This window comes from Amycolatopsis sp. lyj-108 (assembly GCF_046549005.1).
Classification (GTDB): domain Bacteria; phylum Actinomycetota; class Actinomycetes; order Mycobacteriales; family Pseudonocardiaceae; genus Amycolatopsis.
This window is the reverse complement of the sequence record NZ_JAJPWQ010000001.1, coordinates 207886-223476: the sequence shown is the minus strand read 5'-3', so window position 1 is coordinate 223476 and position 15591 is coordinate 207886. Positions and strand designations below refer to the sequence as shown.

Below are 15591 nucleotides of genomic sequence, written 5' to 3'. Positions count from 1 at the left end.
TTCTCCCCATAAGACAAAAGGACAGGTTTCGTGGCTGACACCCTCAAGGAAATCTTGCTCGACTCCAGCCGTCGCCCGGCTGTCGTGAGCGACTTCGAAGGTCTCGTCGACGCCGAGGTTTCGGACAAGGGCGGCGTTTCGGGTGCCGTCGTGAAGACCGGCTTCGCGGCCGTCAAGAAGATCAAGCCGGGCATCATCCCCTCCGCCGTCGACGCCCTGCTCGACGACTTCACCGTCGCCCTCGAGCCGTTCTACGGCGACTACAAGGCCAAGGGTGGCAACGACTTCGGTGCCTACCTGGCAGGCCGCGGCGACGAGGCCGCCGACGCGCTCCTGTCGGTCACCGACGCGCGCGCCGACAAGAGCAGCCGCGACAGCATCAAGAAGGTCTACGGCAAGCTGCGCCCGAACGGCAAGAAGAACGTCGAGGAGGCCCTTCCCCGCCTCGGCCAGCTGATCGACAAGCACGCGGCGCTTGTTTAATCGCGCGCTGACGTAAACGCGCCGAAGGGGCGCCCGTTCGCTTTCAACGTTCTGTTGGGAGTGGAGGGCGCCCCTTCATCGCGTTTACGTGGGCCTTCGGCCCGAAAGAGGGCGCGCGACTGGTGAAGTCTCGCCGTCGCGCTGGCGCGCTCCCGGCGAGACAGTCCGCCGGTCACCTTGTTGGGCGCGTTGATCTTTGGCACCAAGACATGAGAGGGCCGTCCAGTGACCTTGGGGGTCACCAGACGGCCCTTTCGTGACGGGTGTTAGGCGTCAGTTCTTCTTGTCGGCGGAGCTGGTGCTCGGAGCCTGGTGCCCGTTCTTAGGGGTGCCGGGCTTCGGAGCCGCGGGCTTCACCGGAGCCGGACCGGAAGCGGCAGGCTTCGCCGCGGGCGGAGCGGGAGGCTTCGGAGCAGCCGCGGCCGGAGCAGCCGGCTTCGCGGGCGGGGCAGGCGGAGCCTTCGGCGGCGCGGGCGCGACCGGCGGCTCCTGCTTGGAACGCAGGGCGTAGGCGGCACCGGCACCGACGACCGCGATACCGATCACCCACGGCCAGCGGCGACGCTTGCGCGTCCCCTTGGCGGCGGACTTCGCCTCGACGAGCGCGGCCCTGAAGTCCTTCTTCGCCGCCTTGAAGTCCTTCTTTCCCCGGCGCTTGGACTCACCGGCGGACTTCGCGGCCTGGATGGCGGCCTTGCGTGCCTTGCGGCCCGGCTTCCGCATCTCGGAAATCCTGGCCAGCGCCTCCTTGCGAGCCGCCTTCGAGCTCCGCTTGAGCTCCTTGCGGGTCAGTTCCGTCTTCTTCGCGAGCTTCTTGCGCGCGCGACGGCTGGTCTTAGCGATCTCACCGGCGCTCTCGGAGAGCTTCTGCTCGGCTACCTCTACGGCGTGGGCGGTGGCTTCCTTACCCGCCTCGACGGCACGTTTGCGCAGGCCGAGCGCGCCGGCCTTCGCCGACTCGCTCACCGAATCTGCGGCCCGGGTCATGGCCTTCACCTCATCAATCGTTTTGATTCTGCTTCGTTGCTTGTAACCTATCGTGCCCCTTTTCCCCAGATCTTGCCGCAGATGGCACGATGAAGCTCGTGACTGAAAGCAAGGGATCCCTCATTGGTGGCGCGCTGAAGGCCACTCTGCACACCAACCAGGGTGACATCAACCTGAACCTGTTCCCCGACCACGCGCCTAAAACGGTCGCGAACTTCGTCGGGCTCGCCGAGGGCAGCAAGGAGTACACCCAGCCCAACGCGCAGGGCACGAACTCGGGCCCGTTCTACGACGGGTCGATCTTCCACCGCGTCATCGACGGCTTCATGCTCCAGGGCGGCGACCCGACCGGCACCGGCCGCGGCGGCCCCGGCTACAAGTTCGGCGACGAGTTCCACCCGGAGCTCCAGTTCTCCAAGCCGTACCTGCTGGCCATGGCCAACGCCGGACCCGGCACCAACGGTTCGCAGTTCTTCATCACCGTCTCGCCGACGACGCACCTGAACTTCAAGCACACCATCTTCGGCGAGGTCGCGGACCAGGCTTCCCGCGACGTCGTCGACGCGATCGGCAGCACGGCGACCGGTCCCGCAGACCGTCCGCTGCAGGACATCGTCATCGAGAAGGTCAGCATCAGCCGCGAAGGCTGACACAACGCTGATCACACGGCCTGATACGGGGGATTTCGGTAGGTTGGTGGCATCGTGAGCCAACCACCGAATCCCCAGTACCAGCAGGCCGCCATGCCCGGCTGCTGGTGGCATCCGAACCGGCCGACCGGGCTGAGCTGTTCACGCTGCGAGCGTCCGGCCTGCCCGGATTGCCTGCGCGAAGCCGCCGTCGGCTTCCACTGCACGGACTGCATCCAGGCAGGCCGCCAGCAGGACCGCGTCCAGCAGAAGCAGTACCGCGACGCGGGCTACGGCGCGACCACCCTCGCCGGCGCCCAGCCGGTCCGCACGGCTGTCGTCACGCCGGTGCTCCTGGCGCTCAACGTCATCATCTTCTTCATCACCGTCGCCCAGTCCGGCAGCATCTCGGACAACAACTTCTCCTCGCTCTTCCAGCTCGGTGAGCTGGCGAACCCGCCGACGCTCGCGAACAACGAGTGGTGGCGCGTCTTCACCTCGGGCTTCCTGCAGTACGGCCTGCTGCACATCGCGAGCAACGCCTTCTCGCTGTGGTTCGTGGGCCGCCCGCTGGAGACCGCGCTCGGGCGCGTGCCGTTCACCGCGCTCTACTTCGTGTCGATGCTCGGCGGCTCGGCCGCGAACCTGGTCTTCACGGACCTCGACGCCGTCCCGGTGGTCGGTGCCTCCGGCGCCATCTTCGGGCTCATCGGCGCGTACACGGTCATCGTCATCAAGCTCAGGCTCAACCCGACCTGGCTGCTGGTCATCCTCGGGCTGAACATCTTCATCACCTTCCAGGTGCCGGGTATCTCGGTCCTCGCCCACGCGGGTGGTTTCGCCGCCGGTCTGCTGGCGACGTTCGCCCTGCTGTACGCCCCGGAGAAGAACCGGCTCGGCTGGCAGATCGGCGGCATGGCGATCGTCGTGGTGGCGATGGTCGGGCTCATCGTCTGGAAGGACGTGCAGACGGTGTCCGCCGCGTACTGCCAGCTCACCTCGTTCCAGGGCCAGACCGCGTACCTCTGTTACCGGTAGTAGGCGCGCTTCCACCGAGTGGGTTATGCGAATACCCGGTGGAGAAGCAACCAGGTTGGGTACCTTCGAGTTGATCATCGACATCAACTTGGGGGTTGAGATGAAGATCCGGAAAGCCGCGGCTCTCGCCGCCGTCGCCGTGATGGCTTCGGCACTCGCACCGTCGGTCGCGCAGGCCGACCAGGCCGCTGAAACCTGTCAGACCTATACCAAACGCTATTTCCTCGGCTCGGGCAGCACGATCACGCTGCGTGTCGCTTACGTCGATTCTGCGTTGAAAATCTGCTTCGGGGATCCGGGCGTGACTTCGGCGGTGGCGACGCAGACCGTCGGCACCACCGGGCCGGGTGCGGCCAGCGGCTGGGAGATCACCGCCGGTCCGGCCGTGGTGGAAGACCAGCGGCCGCGGCACGTCAAGGCGAAGTTCAGCGGTTCGCTGCGGACCTGCGTCGTCAAGATCAACCCGATCTGCTCGCCGGCCTCGCCGTACGAGATCTTCGGGGAGTACGCGCCGCCCGCGGTGGGACCGGCCGTTCCGGGCTGGTCACACGGCCCGAACGGCGACGTCCACTACTACGACAACGCCTGACCCTTGAGTGCGGTGAGGACGTCCAGGACGTCCCTGGGGTCCTCACCGAGGTCGATCCGGCCGAACACCAGCAGGTGTTCGCCGGATTCGACCTCGAGGGTCACGCTGTCCCGGCCGAGCCGTCGCGTCGTGCGCAGCCGGAGCCGGGCTTCGGTCCAGGAGTAGCGGTGCGCGCCGCCGACTGTCCTGGCCAGGATTCCGCCGGGACCGGCCGCCAGCCGGGGACGGATCAAGGTGCCGTGGAGTGCGAGCGCGCCCGTGGAGAGCATGGCCATCCCCGTCAGCACGGTGCCGCCGAGGTCGCCGCCGACGGCCAGCCACAGCGCGCCTGCCAGCAACGACAGGGTGATCGCCCAGGCCGCTACCACAACGTTCCGCTGCGGCGCCCACGAGGTGGGGTAGTTATCCACAGGGGTTATCCACACTGGGGATGAGTCACACCGGTGTAATTCGGCGTCAAGCCGCCATCCGGGGTAATGCTCACCGCCACCGCATCGTCATGAGCAGCCCGGCGATCATCAGCACGAAGCCGATGGCGAAGTTCGTGTTGCCCAGATCCGCCATGAAGGGGATCTTGTCGCCCGCGATGTAGTTGACGACCAGCCACATCAGGCCGACCAGCATGAGACCGAACATCACGATCTTGTAGAACAGGTTCGACGGGCCCGCGGCCTTGACCTTCACCGGCGTGCGGCGGTCGGTCGGCGGGGTGTACGCCGTCTTCTTACGGACCTTGGACTTCGGCATCGTGTTCCTCGCGTACTGTTCGGCTTCCCTGGTGGCGATGACCCGCTTTCGGGTGCGCAACCAGCGCCACGTGCACACGTTAACGTAAACGAGCGCCGCTGGGCACCGTCCGGGACCGGTCGATTTCCCGCACTGTGACAATGGTGTCACACACGGTTCGACACGGTGCTGGTTCGACACGTGCTGGTTCGACACTGCGGCTTGGTTCGAGACTGAGGAGCTTGCGTGGCTGAGCGGGAAGAGCCGGGCGGGGACCGACGGCGGTACTCCCCACGACCCCCCGGTGGAGGCGGCCAGGCCCCCCGGCGTAGGCCGGACGAGGGCCGCGCCCCTGGAGAGGCGCCCACGCCGCGCCGGAGGCCGCCGGAAGGCCCGCCGCCGCGCCGCCGGATGGACGGGCCGCCGCCGCGCCGTCGTCCCGCGCCGCCGCCGGGATCGACCGAAGAGACCGTCATGTTCGAACCGGTCGGCGGTGGCACCGCGACCGAAGAACGTCCGCCGCCGCGTGAGCTGGGCAAGGGCGGCGTCGCCATCCGGTCCGTGGGCGAACTGCTCATCACCGCCGGTCTCGTGGTGCTGCTGTTCATGGTCTACGAGGTCTACGTGACCGACCTGTTCTCCGCGGGCAAGCAGTCCGAGGCGAGTTCGGAGCTGGACGGCGACTGGTCGAAGGACCGGCAGCTGCACCCCGACCTCGTCGACGGGAAGGCGTTCGCCAGGATCCACATCCCGGTGTTCGGCGCCGACTTCAACTTCACCATCCAGGAAGGCACCACCGAGGCCGCGCTCGAAGTCGGCCCCGGCCACTACAAGGGCACGGCGCTGCCGGGCGAGCCGGGCAACTTCGCCATCGCCGGCCACCGGGTCGGCAAGGGCGCGCCGTTCAACGACCTGGACAACCTCAGCTCGTGCGAGCAGATCATCATCGAGACCCAGACCGACTTCTACATCTACAAGGTGCTGCCCTACAAGGACGAGGTCGAGGGCTGGGCCGCGGGCAAGGGCGCCGACCCGAAGTGCAAGAACGTCGGGACGCTGCGTGACCCGAACGCCCCGGACGGCGGCGCCTACGGCGAGACCAACGGCCGCCGCATCGTGTTCCCGAGCAAGGGCGAAACGGTGAACCCGGTGCCGTACAAGGACCCGGAGATCCTGCCGAAGGCCGAGCAGGTCTCGCTGCTCACGCTGACGACCTGTCACCCGAAGTTCTCGGCGAAGGAACGGCTCATCATCCACGCGGTGCTGGCCCAGCAGGTGCCGAAGAACCAGGTCGGCTCCTACGCCGAACTCCTGCCCAAGATCTCGGAGGCGCGCTGATGTACGGCTGGATCTGGCGCAAGCTGCCGGGCCCCTTCGCGGTGAAGCTCGCGACGGCGGTCGTACTGGCTCTCGGGGTCGTGGCGCTGCTGATGTTCGTCGTCTTCCCCTGGCTCGAGCCGCGCCTGTGGTTCAACGAAGTGAGCGTCCAGTAGCCGCGCGGTTCGGCGTTTTTCTCGTCTCGGGGCGGTTTCCCGGGCAGGAGGACGCCGATGTCCTCCGCCGGTCGGTCGACGCCGCCATCGCCGCCGAGCGGGCCGGATTCGACGACGTGTGGTTCGCCGAGCACCACTTCATGCCGTACGGCGTCTGCCCGTCCGCGATCACCCTCGCCGCGCACGTCCTCGGCCGCACCGAGCGGATCGCGGTCGGCACCGCGGTGAGCGTGCTGTCGATCGCGCATCCGGTGGCGCTCGCCGAACAGTGGTCGCTGCTCGACGCGGTTTCCGGCGGACGGTTGCGGATCGGCGTCGGCAGGGGTGGGCCCTGGCAGGACCTCGAGGTCTTCGGCACCGGCGAGTCCCGCTACGAAACGGGCTTCGAAGAGAGCCTCGACCTGCTGCTCGCGGCGATGACGTCGGAGACCGTCTCGGCGGGCGGCGACCACTTCAGGTTCCGTGAGGTGCCGATGGTGCCGCGGCCCGAGCGGGCTCCGCGCATGGTCGTGGCCTGCGGGGACGCCGGCTCGCGCGCGGTCCGGCTCGCCGCCGATCGCGGGCTGCCGATGTTGCTCGGCCTGCACGCCGACGACGACGGCAAGATCGAAACCCTTGCCGCGTACGGGGATTCCGCCGCCGAGCACGTCTCGACGGTGATGTGCCAGGTCGGGGACGACGCGCTGGACGTCGTGCGGTCCGCGTTGCCGGGTTCCCTGAAGGAGGGCTTCGCCGGGCACGTGTACCTCGACGGCAAACGCGGGCTGGACAAGGATCCGGTGTCCTACACCGACAAGCTGTGCGAGATGCACCCGATCGGCGGCGTGGAGTACTGCGTCGACCGGCTGGGAACGAGCATCCGGCGTACCGGGGTCTCCCACGTGATCATGATGGTGGAAGCGTCCGGTACGCCGGAGGGAACGCTCGAGAACATCGCGCGGATCGGCGCCGAAGTGCTGCCCGCGCTGCGTTAAACGTCAGCAGTCACGCAGTTCCGGGCTCTGGTTCAGCAGCTGCCCGCGCACCGAGACGAACGCGCGGTAGCGGTCACTGTCCACTTGGGACGGTTTGAACGCGGCGACCCGGTGGCAGTTCTGGAACGCCAGCTTGACACCGAAGTGCCGTTCCAGCCCGCCGCGGATGGAGTCCGAGGCCAGCGCCCGCAGCAGCTGCCCGCGTTCGGCCTCGCTCGGCGGCGGCGTCTCGTTGTCGGCGAACCCGTCGGCCGCGCCATCGGCCTCCGCGATGACACCGGTGATCACGGTCCAGGCGTACGGCAGGGATTCCCGGACACAGGTGACGAATTCGGCGTCGGAGACCTCCCCGCGCTCGGCCTTCTCCAGCAGCGCGGGCGATACATCCAGAGACATCGAACCTCCGAGGGAGACACAGTGAACGTGGGCCTCCTTCCTGACTACTCACCCGAGGGCCAAGCCACAAGAGAAAACGATCATCATCACCACTTTGGCGGAAGCCGTCGTCACTCCCAGCGAAAGAGCTTCGCCGCCACGACACAACTGCCCACCGCGAAAGCCGCCAGAACGGCGAGTTGCAGCGGCTGGGCGCCCGTGCCGGTCCAGGCGTCTTCGAGGGCTTTGACACCCGGTGGGATGTACGCGCCGATGTCCCGGATGGCCTCCGGAAGCAACGGACGCGGCAGCCAGACGCCGCCGAGGAACATGACCGGGATGTAGGCGATCATCGCGATCCCTCCCGCGGCGCGACTGGTCTTGGCGACCGCCGCGGCGATCAGGCCGAGACCGAAGATCGCGATCGTGCCGAGGACGAACGTCAGCAAGAAGCCGAGCGGGTGCCGCGGGCTGGGGACGTCGAAGACGAGGCCGGCCGTCACCAGGAGGATGCCGACCCCGCCGATCGTCACGGTGACGTTGATGATCAGCTGGGCCATCAGCAGCTGGACCGGGTGTACCGGCGTGGTGGCGTAGCGGCGAAGGATGCCCTGCTCGCGGTACGACGCGATGATCCCTGGGATCGATTGCAGGCCCATCATGGCCATGGTGAGCACGATCATCGACGGCACCCAGGCGTCGAGGAAACGCATGCCCGTCGTTGTTCCGCTCTCCGCTCGAATGCCGGGGATCACCCCGAGCACGGCCGTGATGGCCGTCGGCAACACGAGGCCGCCGATGACGAAGCCCGGCGTGCGGAGGGCGAGTTTCGTTTCGGTGAGAGTGATCTTGGCGAGGGTGTTCATTTTTCGTCTCCTCGATCAGTCGCGGCCGGTCAGGGTCACGAATGCTTCGTCCAAAGTGGATTTACCGGCGCGGTCACGGAGTTCGCCGGGGGTGCCGGTGGCGACCACGCGCCCGGCGTCGAAGATCGCGAGGCGGTCGCAAAGGCGCTCGGCCTCGTCCATGAAGTGCGTGACGAGAAGGACGGTGACGCCGGTGTCGCGTACGGTCTCGACGAGCTTCCAGGTGTCGCGGCGGGCATGCGGGTCCAGACCGGTGGTCAGCTCGTCGAGGACGGCGACCTCGGGGCGGCCGACCAGCGCGAGCGCGATCGAAACGCGCTGCTTCTGCCCGCCGGAAAGCTTGCCGAAGTACTGGTTCCGCTGCTCGGTGAGACCGAGTTTCGCGAGCAGGTCGCCGGTCTCGGCGGGGTTCGCGTAGAAGGACGCGTAGAGGTCGAGCGCCTCATGGACCTTGATCTTGTCCGGAAGGCTGCTCTCTTGGAGCTGCGAGCCGAGGCGCTGCCGGAGGGCGCCGTGGTCCTTACCGGGGTCGAGGCCGAGGACCGACATGGTGCCGGAGTCCGGCGAGCGCAGTCCCTGGAGGCATTCGACGGTGGTGGTCTTGCCCGCGCCGTTGGTCCCGAGGATCCCGAAGATCTCGCCCTGTTCCACGTGGAACGAAACGTCGTCGACCGCGACGCGCTCCCCGTACGTCTTGCGGAGGTTGGTGACTTCGATGAGTGGCATGCGAAAAACGTTATGGCGCAAGGGACTTGGCCAGAATGGCGCTGAACCCACACCTGGGGTGGGGCTGGACCCACCCTGATCGGGGGCCTGCGGTCACCGTGCCGGCCGGGATGGTGGGGAAGACTTCGTCGCATGATCCGCACCCACCTCACTTCAGTGCGCCGGGGCTTCGTGCTCGCGGCCTTGGCACTGGTGAGCTGGCTGGACCTGCTGCTCGAACTGGTGGGGTTCTGCCTGCTCTGTGTCGGCCTGGTCTTCGCCTACACACTGGCGCTCGAAGGGACGCGTCCGCGCGCCGCGCTCACCCGGCGACTGTCCGGGCGCTGGTGTGGGATCGAGGTCGAGCCGCCCTATCGGCCGGCGCCGCCGGAGCCGGAACGCGAGCGCGACGGCTGGTACCGCGAAGGGAACAGCCTGTTCAAGCGGTCCTGGTTCATCCGGTGGACCAAACGGTTCGAGTGGATCTCCGACGATCCGGCGACCGGCCGCGACCTCGGCTGGCAGTTGTGGAATCCGCTCGCGGGCTTGCTGCTCGTGCCCGCGGTCCTGGTGGCCGGGCCGCGCGCGCTCCGGCTGTACGGGAAGTGGACGCGCTGGTGGCTCGGCCCCCGCCCGGCCCGCGACCGCGACGGCTGGGTCAAGGGCAGGTTGAAGGCGCTGGGGTTCCAGCTGGGCCTGTTCGCGCTTTCAGCCGCACAGCTCGGGATGGTGTTCCCGACGCTGTTCGCCCTGGTCTGGCCGTCGCCGCTGTTCCCGACGATGGTCGTCGCCGGTCGTACGGTGACCGACACCCTGCGCCGCGAGGCCAAGAACTGGACCGGTGTGCGGATCGACCGCCCGTACCTGCCGGAGCCGCCGTTCCCCGTCCCGCGGGCGGACGGGATGTACCAGCACGGACGGCAGCTGTACGACACACCGTGGTGGCCGGCGCGGCTGGCGCGCTTCCGCTGGGCGATCTCCGACCGCGCGACCTGGCGCGACCTGGCGGCCGCGGTGGTCAACTCCGTGGTGCTGCTGCTGATGGTGGTGCCGACGGCGGCACTGGTGTTCTTCGGCTTCTGGGGCGTGCTGGCCCTGTGGGTCTGGCGGCCGATCGGCCAGTGGACGGGCATCTCGTGGTCGACCACGAACTGGTTCTCGATGGTCGGCTTGCCCGAGGCGACCACGCACGGACAGGCGCTCGCCCTGACTCCCGTCGCGGTGGCGGCCTTCGTCGCCGGGCTGATCGCGACGCCATGGCTCGCCCGTCAAGGAGCGCGCTTCGCGAAGCTGCTGCTGGGGCCGACAGAGGCTTCGCGGCTGGCGCAGCGCGTCGAACGGCTGAAGCAGACACGGACCGACGCGTCGGTCGCGCAGGCCGCCGAGCTCCGGCGCATCGAGCGGGACCTGCACGACGGGGTCCAGTCGCGGCTGGTCGCGCTGGGGATGAAGCTGGGTGCGGTCGAAGCGCTGATCGACAGCGATCCGGCCGCGGCGAAACGGCTGGCCGCCGAGCTCCGGCAGACGTCGTCCGAGACACTGACCGAGTTGCGGCTGCTGGTGCGCGGGATTCACCCGCCGGTGTTGTCCGAGCGGGGTCTCGGTGACGCGGTGCGGGCAATGGCGCTGGACAGCCCGATGCGGGCTTCGGTGAACGGCGTCCTGCCCCGGCTGGAGCAGCCCGCCGAGGCGTGCGCGTACTTCGCGGTCAGCGAGTTGCTGGGCAACGCCGCGAAACACGGCGAGGCGCGGCGAGTGTCGATCGAACTGGGCTACGAAGACGGTCTGCTGCGGATCGAGGTGACCGACGACGGCAAGGGCGGCGCGAACGCGGCGCGGGGGAGCGGGATCCGCGGGATCGAACGCAGGCTGGGCGCGTTCGACGGTACTTTTGCTCTGACCAGCCCGCCCGGCGGGCCGACGAAGGCGACCATGGAGATCCCGTGCCAGCTCGACCCCGATGCGTCGTCGCCGAGGACCAGTACCTCCTCCGAGACGGCCTGACGCATTTGCTGACCGCGCACGGTTTCGACGTCGTCGAGGCGGTCGGGACCGGGCCGGAACTGGAGCACGCGCTGCGCACGCACCGGCCGGACGTTTCCGTCGTCGACGTCCGGATGCCGCCGACGCTCACCGACGAGGGCCTCCAGGTTTCGCTGGCGGTGCGGCGCGACATCCCCGGACTGCCGATTCTCGTGCTGTCACAACACGTCGAGCAGCTCTACGCCAGGGAACTGCTGGCCGACGGCGCCGGCGCGATCGGTTACCTGTTGAAGGACCGGGTCTTCAACGCGGACCAGTTCATCGACGCGGTGCGGCGCGTGGCGGGCGGCGGGACCGCGATGGACCCCGAAGTGATCGCGAAACTGGTAGCGGGCAACGCATCCGACCCCCTCGCGGCGTTGACCCCACGCGAACGCGAGGTGCTCGGCTTGATGGCCGAAGGCTGTTCCAACGCCGCCATCGCCGGACGACTGCACTTCAGCGAAGGCGCGGTGGGGAAGCACACCGCGAACATCTTCGCGAAACTCGGCATCGTCGCCTCGGACGACACGAACCGCCGGGTCCTGGCGGTCCTGGCCTACCTGGGCTCGCCGTGAGGGCCTCCTTCCCTACCTTGAGCGTAGGGAAGGAGGCCCTCACGGAACGGGTTCAGTCCCTCGAGATCCGAGTCATCTCGTCGCGCTCCACGACCTTCACGCGTTCCCGGCCGTGCGGGACGCCGAGGGCCTTCTCGTGGGCGTCGAGCTTGCCCCAGCCTTCCCAGGTGGTGAAGGGAACGCCGCGTTCGGTCAGGAAACCGAGGATCGCGTCGGGGTCTTCGATGGCCGGGGCCGCCAGCGCGTCGGCGTCGGCCAGCAGGCTCGCGATCGTTTCGGCCGCGTCGCCCTTGGTGTGACCGATGAGGCCGACCGGGCCGCGTTTGATCCAGCCGGTCACGTAGACGCCCGGCACCTGGTCCTCGTCGATGTCCAGCACCCGGCCCGCCTGGTTCGGCACGGTCCCGGTGGTGTGGTCGAACGGGATCTCCGGCAGATGCGACGACAGGTACCCCACCGCGCGGTAGACGGCCTGGACGTCCCAGTCGTGGAACTCGCCGGTGCCGCGCACGTTGCCGTCACCGGTCAGTTCGGTGCGCTCGGTACGGAGGCCGGTGACCTTGCCGTCCTCGCCGACGATCTCGCAGGGCGAGTGCAGGAAGTGCAGGTGCAGCCGCTTCGGCCGGTCACCCTGGTCGCGGATCGCCCACTCCTGCAGCGTCTTCACGACCATGTCGATCTGCTTCGACGCCCGCAGCGCGGCGATGCTGCCCTCGTCGAACTCGATGTCCTCGGGGTGGACGATGACCTCGACGTTCGGCGAGTGGTCCAGCTCGCGCAGCTCCAGCGGCGTGAACTTCGCCTGCGCCGGGCCACGGCGGCCGAACACGTGCACGTCGGTGACCGGGCTGGCCTTCAGGCCCTGGTAGACGTTGTCCGGGATGTCGGTGCTGAGCAGCTCGTCCGCGGTCTTCGCGAGGATCCGCGCCACGTCGAGCGCCACGTTCCCGACGCCGAGGACGGCGACCGACGTCGCGTTCAGCGGCCAGGTGCGCGGCACGTCCGGGTGCCCGTCGTACCAGGACACGAAGTCCGCGGCGCCGTAGCTGCCGTCGAGGTCGATCCCGGGGATGTCCAGCGCGCGGTCGGCCATGGCGCCGGTCGAGAAGATCACCGCGTCATAGAACTGGCGCAGGTCGTCGAGTTTGAGGTCGGTCCCGTAGTCGACGTTGCCCAGCAGCCGGATGTTCGGCTTGTCGAGGACCTTGTGCAGGGCGGTGACGATGCCCTTGATCCGGGGATGGTCGGGCGCGACGCCGTACCGGATCAGCCCGAACGGCGCCGGCATGCGCTCGAACAGGTCGATCGTCACGTCGGCGTCGGACTTGTCGAGGATGTCGGCGGCGTAGATACCGGCCGGACCGGCACCCACGATGGCTACACGAAGAGAACGGCTCACTCCTACCACGGTAAGTTAGGCAGCCCTAACAATCATTGTGATCTGGCGTACGGTCCACCTGGTGGGAGCCGCTAAGCTGGCTCCATGCGCGTGCTCGTCGTCGACAACTATGACAGTTTTGTCTACAACCTGGTCCAGTACCTGGCCCAGCTCGGCGCCGACTGCACCGTCTGGCGTAACGACGTGGTGGAGATCGGCAAGCTCGCCGAGTTCGACGCGGTGCTCGTCTCTCCCGGCCCCGGGACCCCGGAACGCGCTGGTCAGAGTATGGACGTCGTCCGCGAATGCGCCGAGAAGCGGATCCCGATGCTGGGTGTCTGCCTCGGCCATCAGGCACTGGGTGTCGTCTTCGGCGCCACCGTCGACCGCGCCCCGGAACTGCTGCACGGCAAGACCAGTCAAGTCCACCATTCGGGCGAAGGGATCCTCGCCGGGCTCCCCGCGGAATTCACCGCCACGCGGTACCACTCGCTGACCGTTTTGCCCGAAACCATCGACGATGCCGTGTTCGAGATCACAGGCCGCACCGAGTCCGGGGTCGTGATGGGCATGCGGCACCGCGAATTGCCGCTCGAAGGCGTCCAGTTCCACCCCGAGTCCGTGCTCACCCAGGGCGGGCACCGGATGCTGGCGAACTGGATGGCTTCCGCCGGGCACCCGGTCCCCGAAGCCAAGGTCAACGAACTCGAACAGGAGACCCGCGCGCTGCAGAAGGCCGCTGCTGCGTGACCTCGCTGATCCGGCTCGAACGAGTCGGGAAGCGCTACGGCCGCGGTGAACCCGTGCTCGTCGACGTCGACCTCGACGTCCCGGCGGGCCGCGTCGTCGGCGTCCTCGGCTCGAACGGCTCGGGGAAGTCGACGCTGCTCAGGATCCTCGCGGCCCTCTCCCGTCAGACCTCGGGAGCCGTCGTGGGCAGTCCGCGCGTCGGCTACCTGCCCGACCGTTTCCCGGCGGGACAGCGGATGAGCGCCAGGGCGTACCTGCGGCATATGGCCCGAATCGACGGTCTTGTCGACTTGTCGGCAATCGATCCCTTGCTGGACCGGCTGGCGCTGGTCGGCGGGCCGGACGCGCCGTTGCGGACCCTGTCGAAGGGCAACGCCCAGAAGGTCGGCCTCGCCCAGGCCGTCTTGGCCGAGCCGGAACTGCTGATCCTCGACGAGCCCTGGTCCGGCCTCGACGTCGAAGCACACATGGTGCTTGGCGAAATCGTCGCCGAGACCAAGGAACGGGGCGCGAGCGTGGTCTTCACCGACCACCGCGCGGCCGTCGTGCACGCCCACGCCGACGACGTCTACCGGATGGACGACGGCCTGCTGACCCGCGTCGAAACGAGAGCCGAAAACGCGACGAGGATCGTCCTTCACGGACCCGGTGGCGACTGGTCTTCGGAACCCGGCGTCAGCCAGGCCGAAACCGAGGGCGAGAAGGTCGTCCTGACGGTCGAAGCGGGGCACACGGACGCCGTCCTGCTGCGCGCGCTCAACCGCGGCTTCTCGGTCCGGGAGGTGGCGCCGTGCTCGCGATGACCCGCTACTACCTCGCGGTGCTCGGCCATTCCCAGCGCTATCTCCCCGCGATCCTCGCCTATCTCGCGGTCAACACCGTGCTCTACACGGATCCGAAGTCGCCGCTGCTGCCGCAGTACGGGATCAGCGCGGGTTCGCTCCTGGTCGTCTCGTGCTGGCTGACCATCGCGATGCTCGACGTCGAAGACCCGGTCCAGCGGCTCGTCACCTTCAGCCACGCACGACGCTGGCGATCGGTCCTCGCCGGCGCCACGCTGGCCGTCTTCGGCTGCGCCACCGTGCTGATCGTCGTGACGTTGGCGTGGTCGGGCCTCAGGTCCGGCGGCTTCCCGATCGGCAGCCTCGCCCTCGGCGCCGCGGCGCACGCGTTGTGCGCGCTGTTCGGGATCGCGATCGGCCTGCCCTGTTCGCGGCTGCTGGTGCCGCGCGTCGGCTGGTCCGTCCTGGCGGCGGTCTTCGCGCTCGCGGCCGTGCTCCTGGTGAAATGGCTGCCGCTGGCCAACCCGCTGCTGCGTGCCCTGACCTCGCAACTTCCGCCGGCAGGCCCGTTCACGGTGGCCGTGGTGGCGGCGGTCGCCGCCCTGCTGCTGAGCGCGACGGCCGTCGGATACCTGCTCCGCCGCAACGCCTGATGCCGCGTCTCATCGCACTCAACGGCCCGCCCGCCTGCGGGAAGTCGACACTCGCCCGGCTGTACGCCGAAGACCACCCGTTGACGCTGAACTGAGAGGTAAGGCAAAGATGTCGTGGTTGACCGCGTCCCTCACTGTGTGGATTTTGGTGCGTTAGATGACCCGAAATCCACACGGTCCCGCACGAGGAGTACCTGTGACCACCAGATTCGGACGGGGTGTGTGGAAATAGGGACACTCAACGTCCCTATTTCCACACACCCCTCACCCGACGTCACCTTTGCCCCACCCCTCAGGATCTTCGGGCGGAAGATCGCCGAGTAGCTCGATCAGCTCGCCTAACGGAACGAAGGTCGGCTTCCAGCTGTGCGGAACGATGTCCGCGACAGGCGAGCCGTCACGGGTGAGAACAAAGCTCTCCCCTTCTTCGACGGCACGCATGATGTTCGGTGTGTCGTCGCGCAGCTCGCGTTGAGTGATTTGCCGGACCATGCTCGAAAAGTAGCGACCCGACCTCTTCGGCATGAAAAGGGCCCCGCACGAAACCGTGCGGGGCCCCTTTC

At 68.1% G+C, this 15591-nt stretch carries 20 protein-coding genes; 12 read left to right on the top strand and 8 right to left on the bottom strand.

The genetic code is table 11. The features are described 5' to 3' along the window. Window positions 1-30 precede the first annotated feature (30 nt). The gene (locus ACLJO0_RS01095) at window positions 31-483 is read left to right on the top strand and encodes a DUF6918 family protein (RefSeq protein ID WP_410576184.1); all 453 of its coding nucleotides are present in this window, start codon (window positions 31-33) and stop codon (window positions 481-483) included. 273 nt (window positions 484-756) lie between these two features. Here the strand turns inward: ACLJO0_RS01095 and ACLJO0_RS01090 are convergent, their stop codons facing one another. After that, the gene (locus ACLJO0_RS01090) at window positions 757-1470 is read right to left on the bottom strand and encodes a hypothetical protein (protein WP_410576183.1); all 714 of its coding nucleotides are present in this window, start codon (window positions 1468-1470) and stop codon (window positions 757-759) included. 89 nt (window positions 1471-1559) lie between these two features. Here ACLJO0_RS01090 and ACLJO0_RS01085 point away from each other — a divergent pair, with 89 nt between their 5' ends. From ACLJO0_RS01085 to ACLJO0_RS01075, 3 genes are all read left to right on the top strand, one after another. Next, window positions 1560-2120 carry a peptidylprolyl isomerase gene (locus ACLJO0_RS01085; protein WP_410576182.1) on the top strand — a complete coding sequence of 187 codons (561 nt, stop codon included), beginning with the start codon at window positions 1560-1562 and terminating at the stop codon, window positions 2118-2120. A gap of 54 nt (window positions 2121-2174) precedes the next feature. Next, a complete protein-coding gene (locus tag ACLJO0_RS01080; RefSeq protein WP_410576181.1) occupies window positions 2175-3137 on the top strand; it encodes a rhomboid family intramembrane serine protease in 963 nt (320 codons plus the stop codon). A 100-nt stretch (window positions 3138-3237) separates the two neighbouring features. Next, window positions 3238-3726 carry a hypothetical protein gene (locus tag ACLJO0_RS01075; protein ID WP_410576180.1) on the top strand — a complete coding sequence of 163 codons (489 nt, stop codon included), beginning with the start codon at window positions 3238-3240 and terminating at the stop codon, window positions 3724-3726. On the opposite strand, the gene ACLJO0_RS01070 is transcribed toward ACLJO0_RS01075, so the two are convergent. Together ACLJO0_RS01070 and crgA are read right to left on the bottom strand one after the other, a co-directional pair. Further along, window positions 3711-4094, bottom strand: a complete 384-nt coding sequence (locus ACLJO0_RS01070; protein WP_410576935.1) for a PH domain-containing protein — start codon at window positions 4092-4094, stop codon at window positions 3711-3713. The genes ACLJO0_RS01075 and ACLJO0_RS01070 overlap by 16 nt on opposite strands. 112 nt (window positions 4095-4206) lie before the next feature. Next, window positions 4207-4473 (bottom strand): cell division protein CrgA, encoded by a 267-nt coding sequence (crgA, locus tag ACLJO0_RS01065; RefSeq protein ID WP_101613637.1) that lies wholly within the window; start codon window positions 4471-4473, stop codon window positions 4207-4209. 390 nt (window positions 4474-4863) lie between these two features. On the opposite strand from crgA, the gene ACLJO0_RS01060 reads away from it, so the two are divergent. From ACLJO0_RS01060 to ACLJO0_RS01050, 3 genes are read left to right on the top strand one after another with little or no spacing between them, the layout of a single operon-like run. Further along, on the top strand, window positions 4864-5790 hold the full coding sequence (locus ACLJO0_RS01060) for a class E sortase (protein WP_410576934.1): 927 nt from the start codon (window positions 4864-4866) through the stop codon (window positions 5788-5790). Beyond that, window positions 5790-5945, top strand: coding sequence for a hypothetical protein (locus ACLJO0_RS01055; protein WP_125781595.1), 156 nt, complete (start codon window positions 5790-5792; stop codon window positions 5943-5945). Before ACLJO0_RS01060 ends, ACLJO0_RS01055 begins: the two co-directional genes overlap by 1 nt. Then, window positions 5918-6919: an LLM class flavin-dependent oxidoreductase gene (locus tag ACLJO0_RS01050; protein WP_410576179.1), complete on the top strand. Its 1002-nt coding sequence runs from the start codon at window positions 5918-5920 to the stop codon at window positions 6917-6919. Before ACLJO0_RS01055 ends, ACLJO0_RS01050 begins: the two co-directional genes overlap by 28 nt. A gap of 3 nt (window positions 6920-6922) precedes the next feature. Here ACLJO0_RS01050 and ACLJO0_RS01045 read toward each other — a convergent pair whose 3' ends face one another. From ACLJO0_RS01045 to ACLJO0_RS01035, 3 genes are all read right to left on the bottom strand, one after another. Next, window positions 6923-7315: an SCO5389 family protein gene (locus tag ACLJO0_RS01045; protein ID WP_125781599.1), complete on the bottom strand. Its 393-nt coding sequence runs from the start codon at window positions 7313-7315 to the stop codon at window positions 6923-6925. A 110-nt stretch (window positions 7316-7425) separates the two neighbouring features. Next, a complete protein-coding gene (locus tag ACLJO0_RS01040) occupies window positions 7426-8160 on the bottom strand; it encodes an ABC transporter permease (protein ID WP_410576178.1) in 735 nt (244 codons plus the stop codon). Between the two features lie 15 nt (window positions 8161-8175). Beyond that, the gene (locus ACLJO0_RS01035) at window positions 8176-8886 is read right to left on the bottom strand and encodes an ABC transporter ATP-binding protein (RefSeq protein ID WP_410576177.1); all 711 of its coding nucleotides are present in this window, start codon (window positions 8884-8886) and stop codon (window positions 8176-8178) included. Window positions 8887-9018: 132 nt separating this feature from the next. On the opposite strand from ACLJO0_RS01035, the gene ACLJO0_RS01030 reads away from it, so the two are divergent. Both ACLJO0_RS01030 and ACLJO0_RS01025 read left to right on the top strand, forming a co-directional pair. Then, complete coding sequence (locus ACLJO0_RS01030) at window positions 9019-10869, top strand: sensor histidine kinase (RefSeq protein WP_410576176.1); 1851 nt, start codon at window positions 9019-9021, stop codon at window positions 10867-10869. Continuing rightward, window positions 10809-11465 carry a response regulator gene (locus ACLJO0_RS01025; RefSeq protein WP_396554405.1) on the top strand — a complete coding sequence of 219 codons (657 nt, stop codon included), beginning with the start codon at window positions 10809-10811 and terminating at the stop codon, window positions 11463-11465. The genes ACLJO0_RS01030 and ACLJO0_RS01025 overlap by 61 nt, the downstream gene beginning before the upstream one ends. Window positions 11466-11517: 52 nt before the next feature. On the opposite strand, the gene ACLJO0_RS01020 is transcribed toward ACLJO0_RS01025, so the two are convergent. Next, complete coding sequence (locus ACLJO0_RS01020; RefSeq protein WP_410576933.1) at window positions 11518-12837, bottom strand: FAD-dependent oxidoreductase; 1320 nt, start codon at window positions 12835-12837, stop codon at window positions 11518-11520. A 111-nt stretch (window positions 12838-12948) separates the two neighbouring features. Between ACLJO0_RS01020 and ACLJO0_RS01015 the strand changes: the two genes are divergently transcribed. From ACLJO0_RS01015 to ACLJO0_RS01005, 3 genes are read left to right on the top strand one after another with little or no spacing between them, the layout of a single operon-like run. Beyond that, the gene (locus tag ACLJO0_RS01015; protein WP_410576175.1) at window positions 12949-13593 is read left to right on the top strand and encodes an aminodeoxychorismate/anthranilate synthase component II; all 645 of its coding nucleotides are present in this window, start codon (window positions 12949-12951) and stop codon (window positions 13591-13593) included. Next, on the top strand, window positions 13590-14396 hold the full coding sequence (locus ACLJO0_RS01010; protein ID WP_410576174.1) for an ABC transporter ATP-binding protein: 807 nt from the start codon (window positions 13590-13592) through the stop codon (window positions 14394-14396). The genes ACLJO0_RS01015 and ACLJO0_RS01010 overlap by 4 nt, the downstream gene beginning before the upstream one ends. After that, complete coding sequence (locus tag ACLJO0_RS01005) at window positions 14384-15028, top strand: hypothetical protein (RefSeq protein ID WP_410576173.1); 645 nt, start codon at window positions 14384-14386, stop codon at window positions 15026-15028. Before ACLJO0_RS01010 ends, ACLJO0_RS01005 begins: the two co-directional genes overlap by 13 nt. Window positions 15029-15292: 264 nt before the next feature. Here ACLJO0_RS01005 and ACLJO0_RS01000 read toward each other — a convergent pair whose 3' ends face one another. After that, window positions 15293-15520: a type II toxin-antitoxin system Phd/YefM family antitoxin gene (locus tag ACLJO0_RS01000; protein ID WP_410576172.1), complete on the bottom strand. Its 228-nt coding sequence runs from the start codon at window positions 15518-15520 to the stop codon at window positions 15293-15295. Between the last annotated feature and the right edge of the window lie 71 nt (window positions 15521-15591).

What these genes read in the sequence shown, in the direction of transcription:
- ACLJO0_RS01040 (WP_410576178.1), bottom strand. Translation starts at nt 8,160, where the DNA reads ATGAACACCCTCGCCAAGATCACTCTCACCGAAACGAAACTCGCCCTC.
- ACLJO0_RS01075 (WP_410576180.1), top strand. Translation starts at nt 3,238, where the DNA reads ATGAAGATCCGGAAAGCCGCGGCTCTCGCCGCCGTCGCCGTGATGGCT.
- ACLJO0_RS01030 (WP_410576176.1), top strand. Translation starts at nt 9,019, where the DNA reads ATGATCCGCACCCACCTCACTTCAGTGCGCCGGGGCTTCGTGCTCGCG.
- ACLJO0_RS01055 (WP_125781595.1), top strand. Translation starts at nt 5,790, where the DNA reads ATGTACGGCTGGATCTGGCGCAAGCTGCCGGGCCCCTTCGCGGTGAAG.
- ACLJO0_RS01060 (WP_410576934.1), top strand. Translation starts at nt 4,864, where the DNA reads ATGGACGGGCCGCCGCCGCGCCGTCGTCCCGCGCCGCCGCCGGGATCG.
- ACLJO0_RS01000 (WP_410576172.1), bottom strand. Translation starts at nt 15,520, where the DNA reads ATGGTCCGGCAAATCACTCAACGCGAGCTGCGCGACGACACACCGAAC.
- ACLJO0_RS01035 (WP_410576177.1), bottom strand. Translation starts at nt 8,886, where the DNA reads ATGCCACTCATCGAAGTCACCAACCTCCGCAAGACGTACGGGGAGCGC.
- ACLJO0_RS01015 (WP_410576175.1), top strand. Translation starts at nt 12,949, where the DNA reads ATGCGCGTGCTCGTCGTCGACAACTATGACAGTTTTGTCTACAACCTG.
- ACLJO0_RS01085 (WP_410576182.1), top strand. Translation starts at nt 1,560, where the DNA reads ATGAAGCTCGTGACTGAAAGCAAGGGATCCCTCATTGGTGGCGCGCTG.
- ACLJO0_RS01090 (WP_410576183.1), bottom strand. Translation starts at nt 1,470, where the DNA reads ATGACCCGGGCCGCAGATTCGGTGAGCGAGTCGGCGAAGGCCGGCGCG.
- crgA (WP_101613637.1), bottom strand. Translation starts at nt 4,473, where the DNA reads ATGCCGAAGTCCAAGGTCCGTAAGAAGACGGCGTACACCCCGCCGACC.
- ACLJO0_RS01045 (WP_125781599.1), bottom strand. Translation starts at nt 7,315, where the DNA reads ATGTCTCTGGATGTATCGCCCGCGCTGCTGGAGAAGGCCGAGCGCGGG.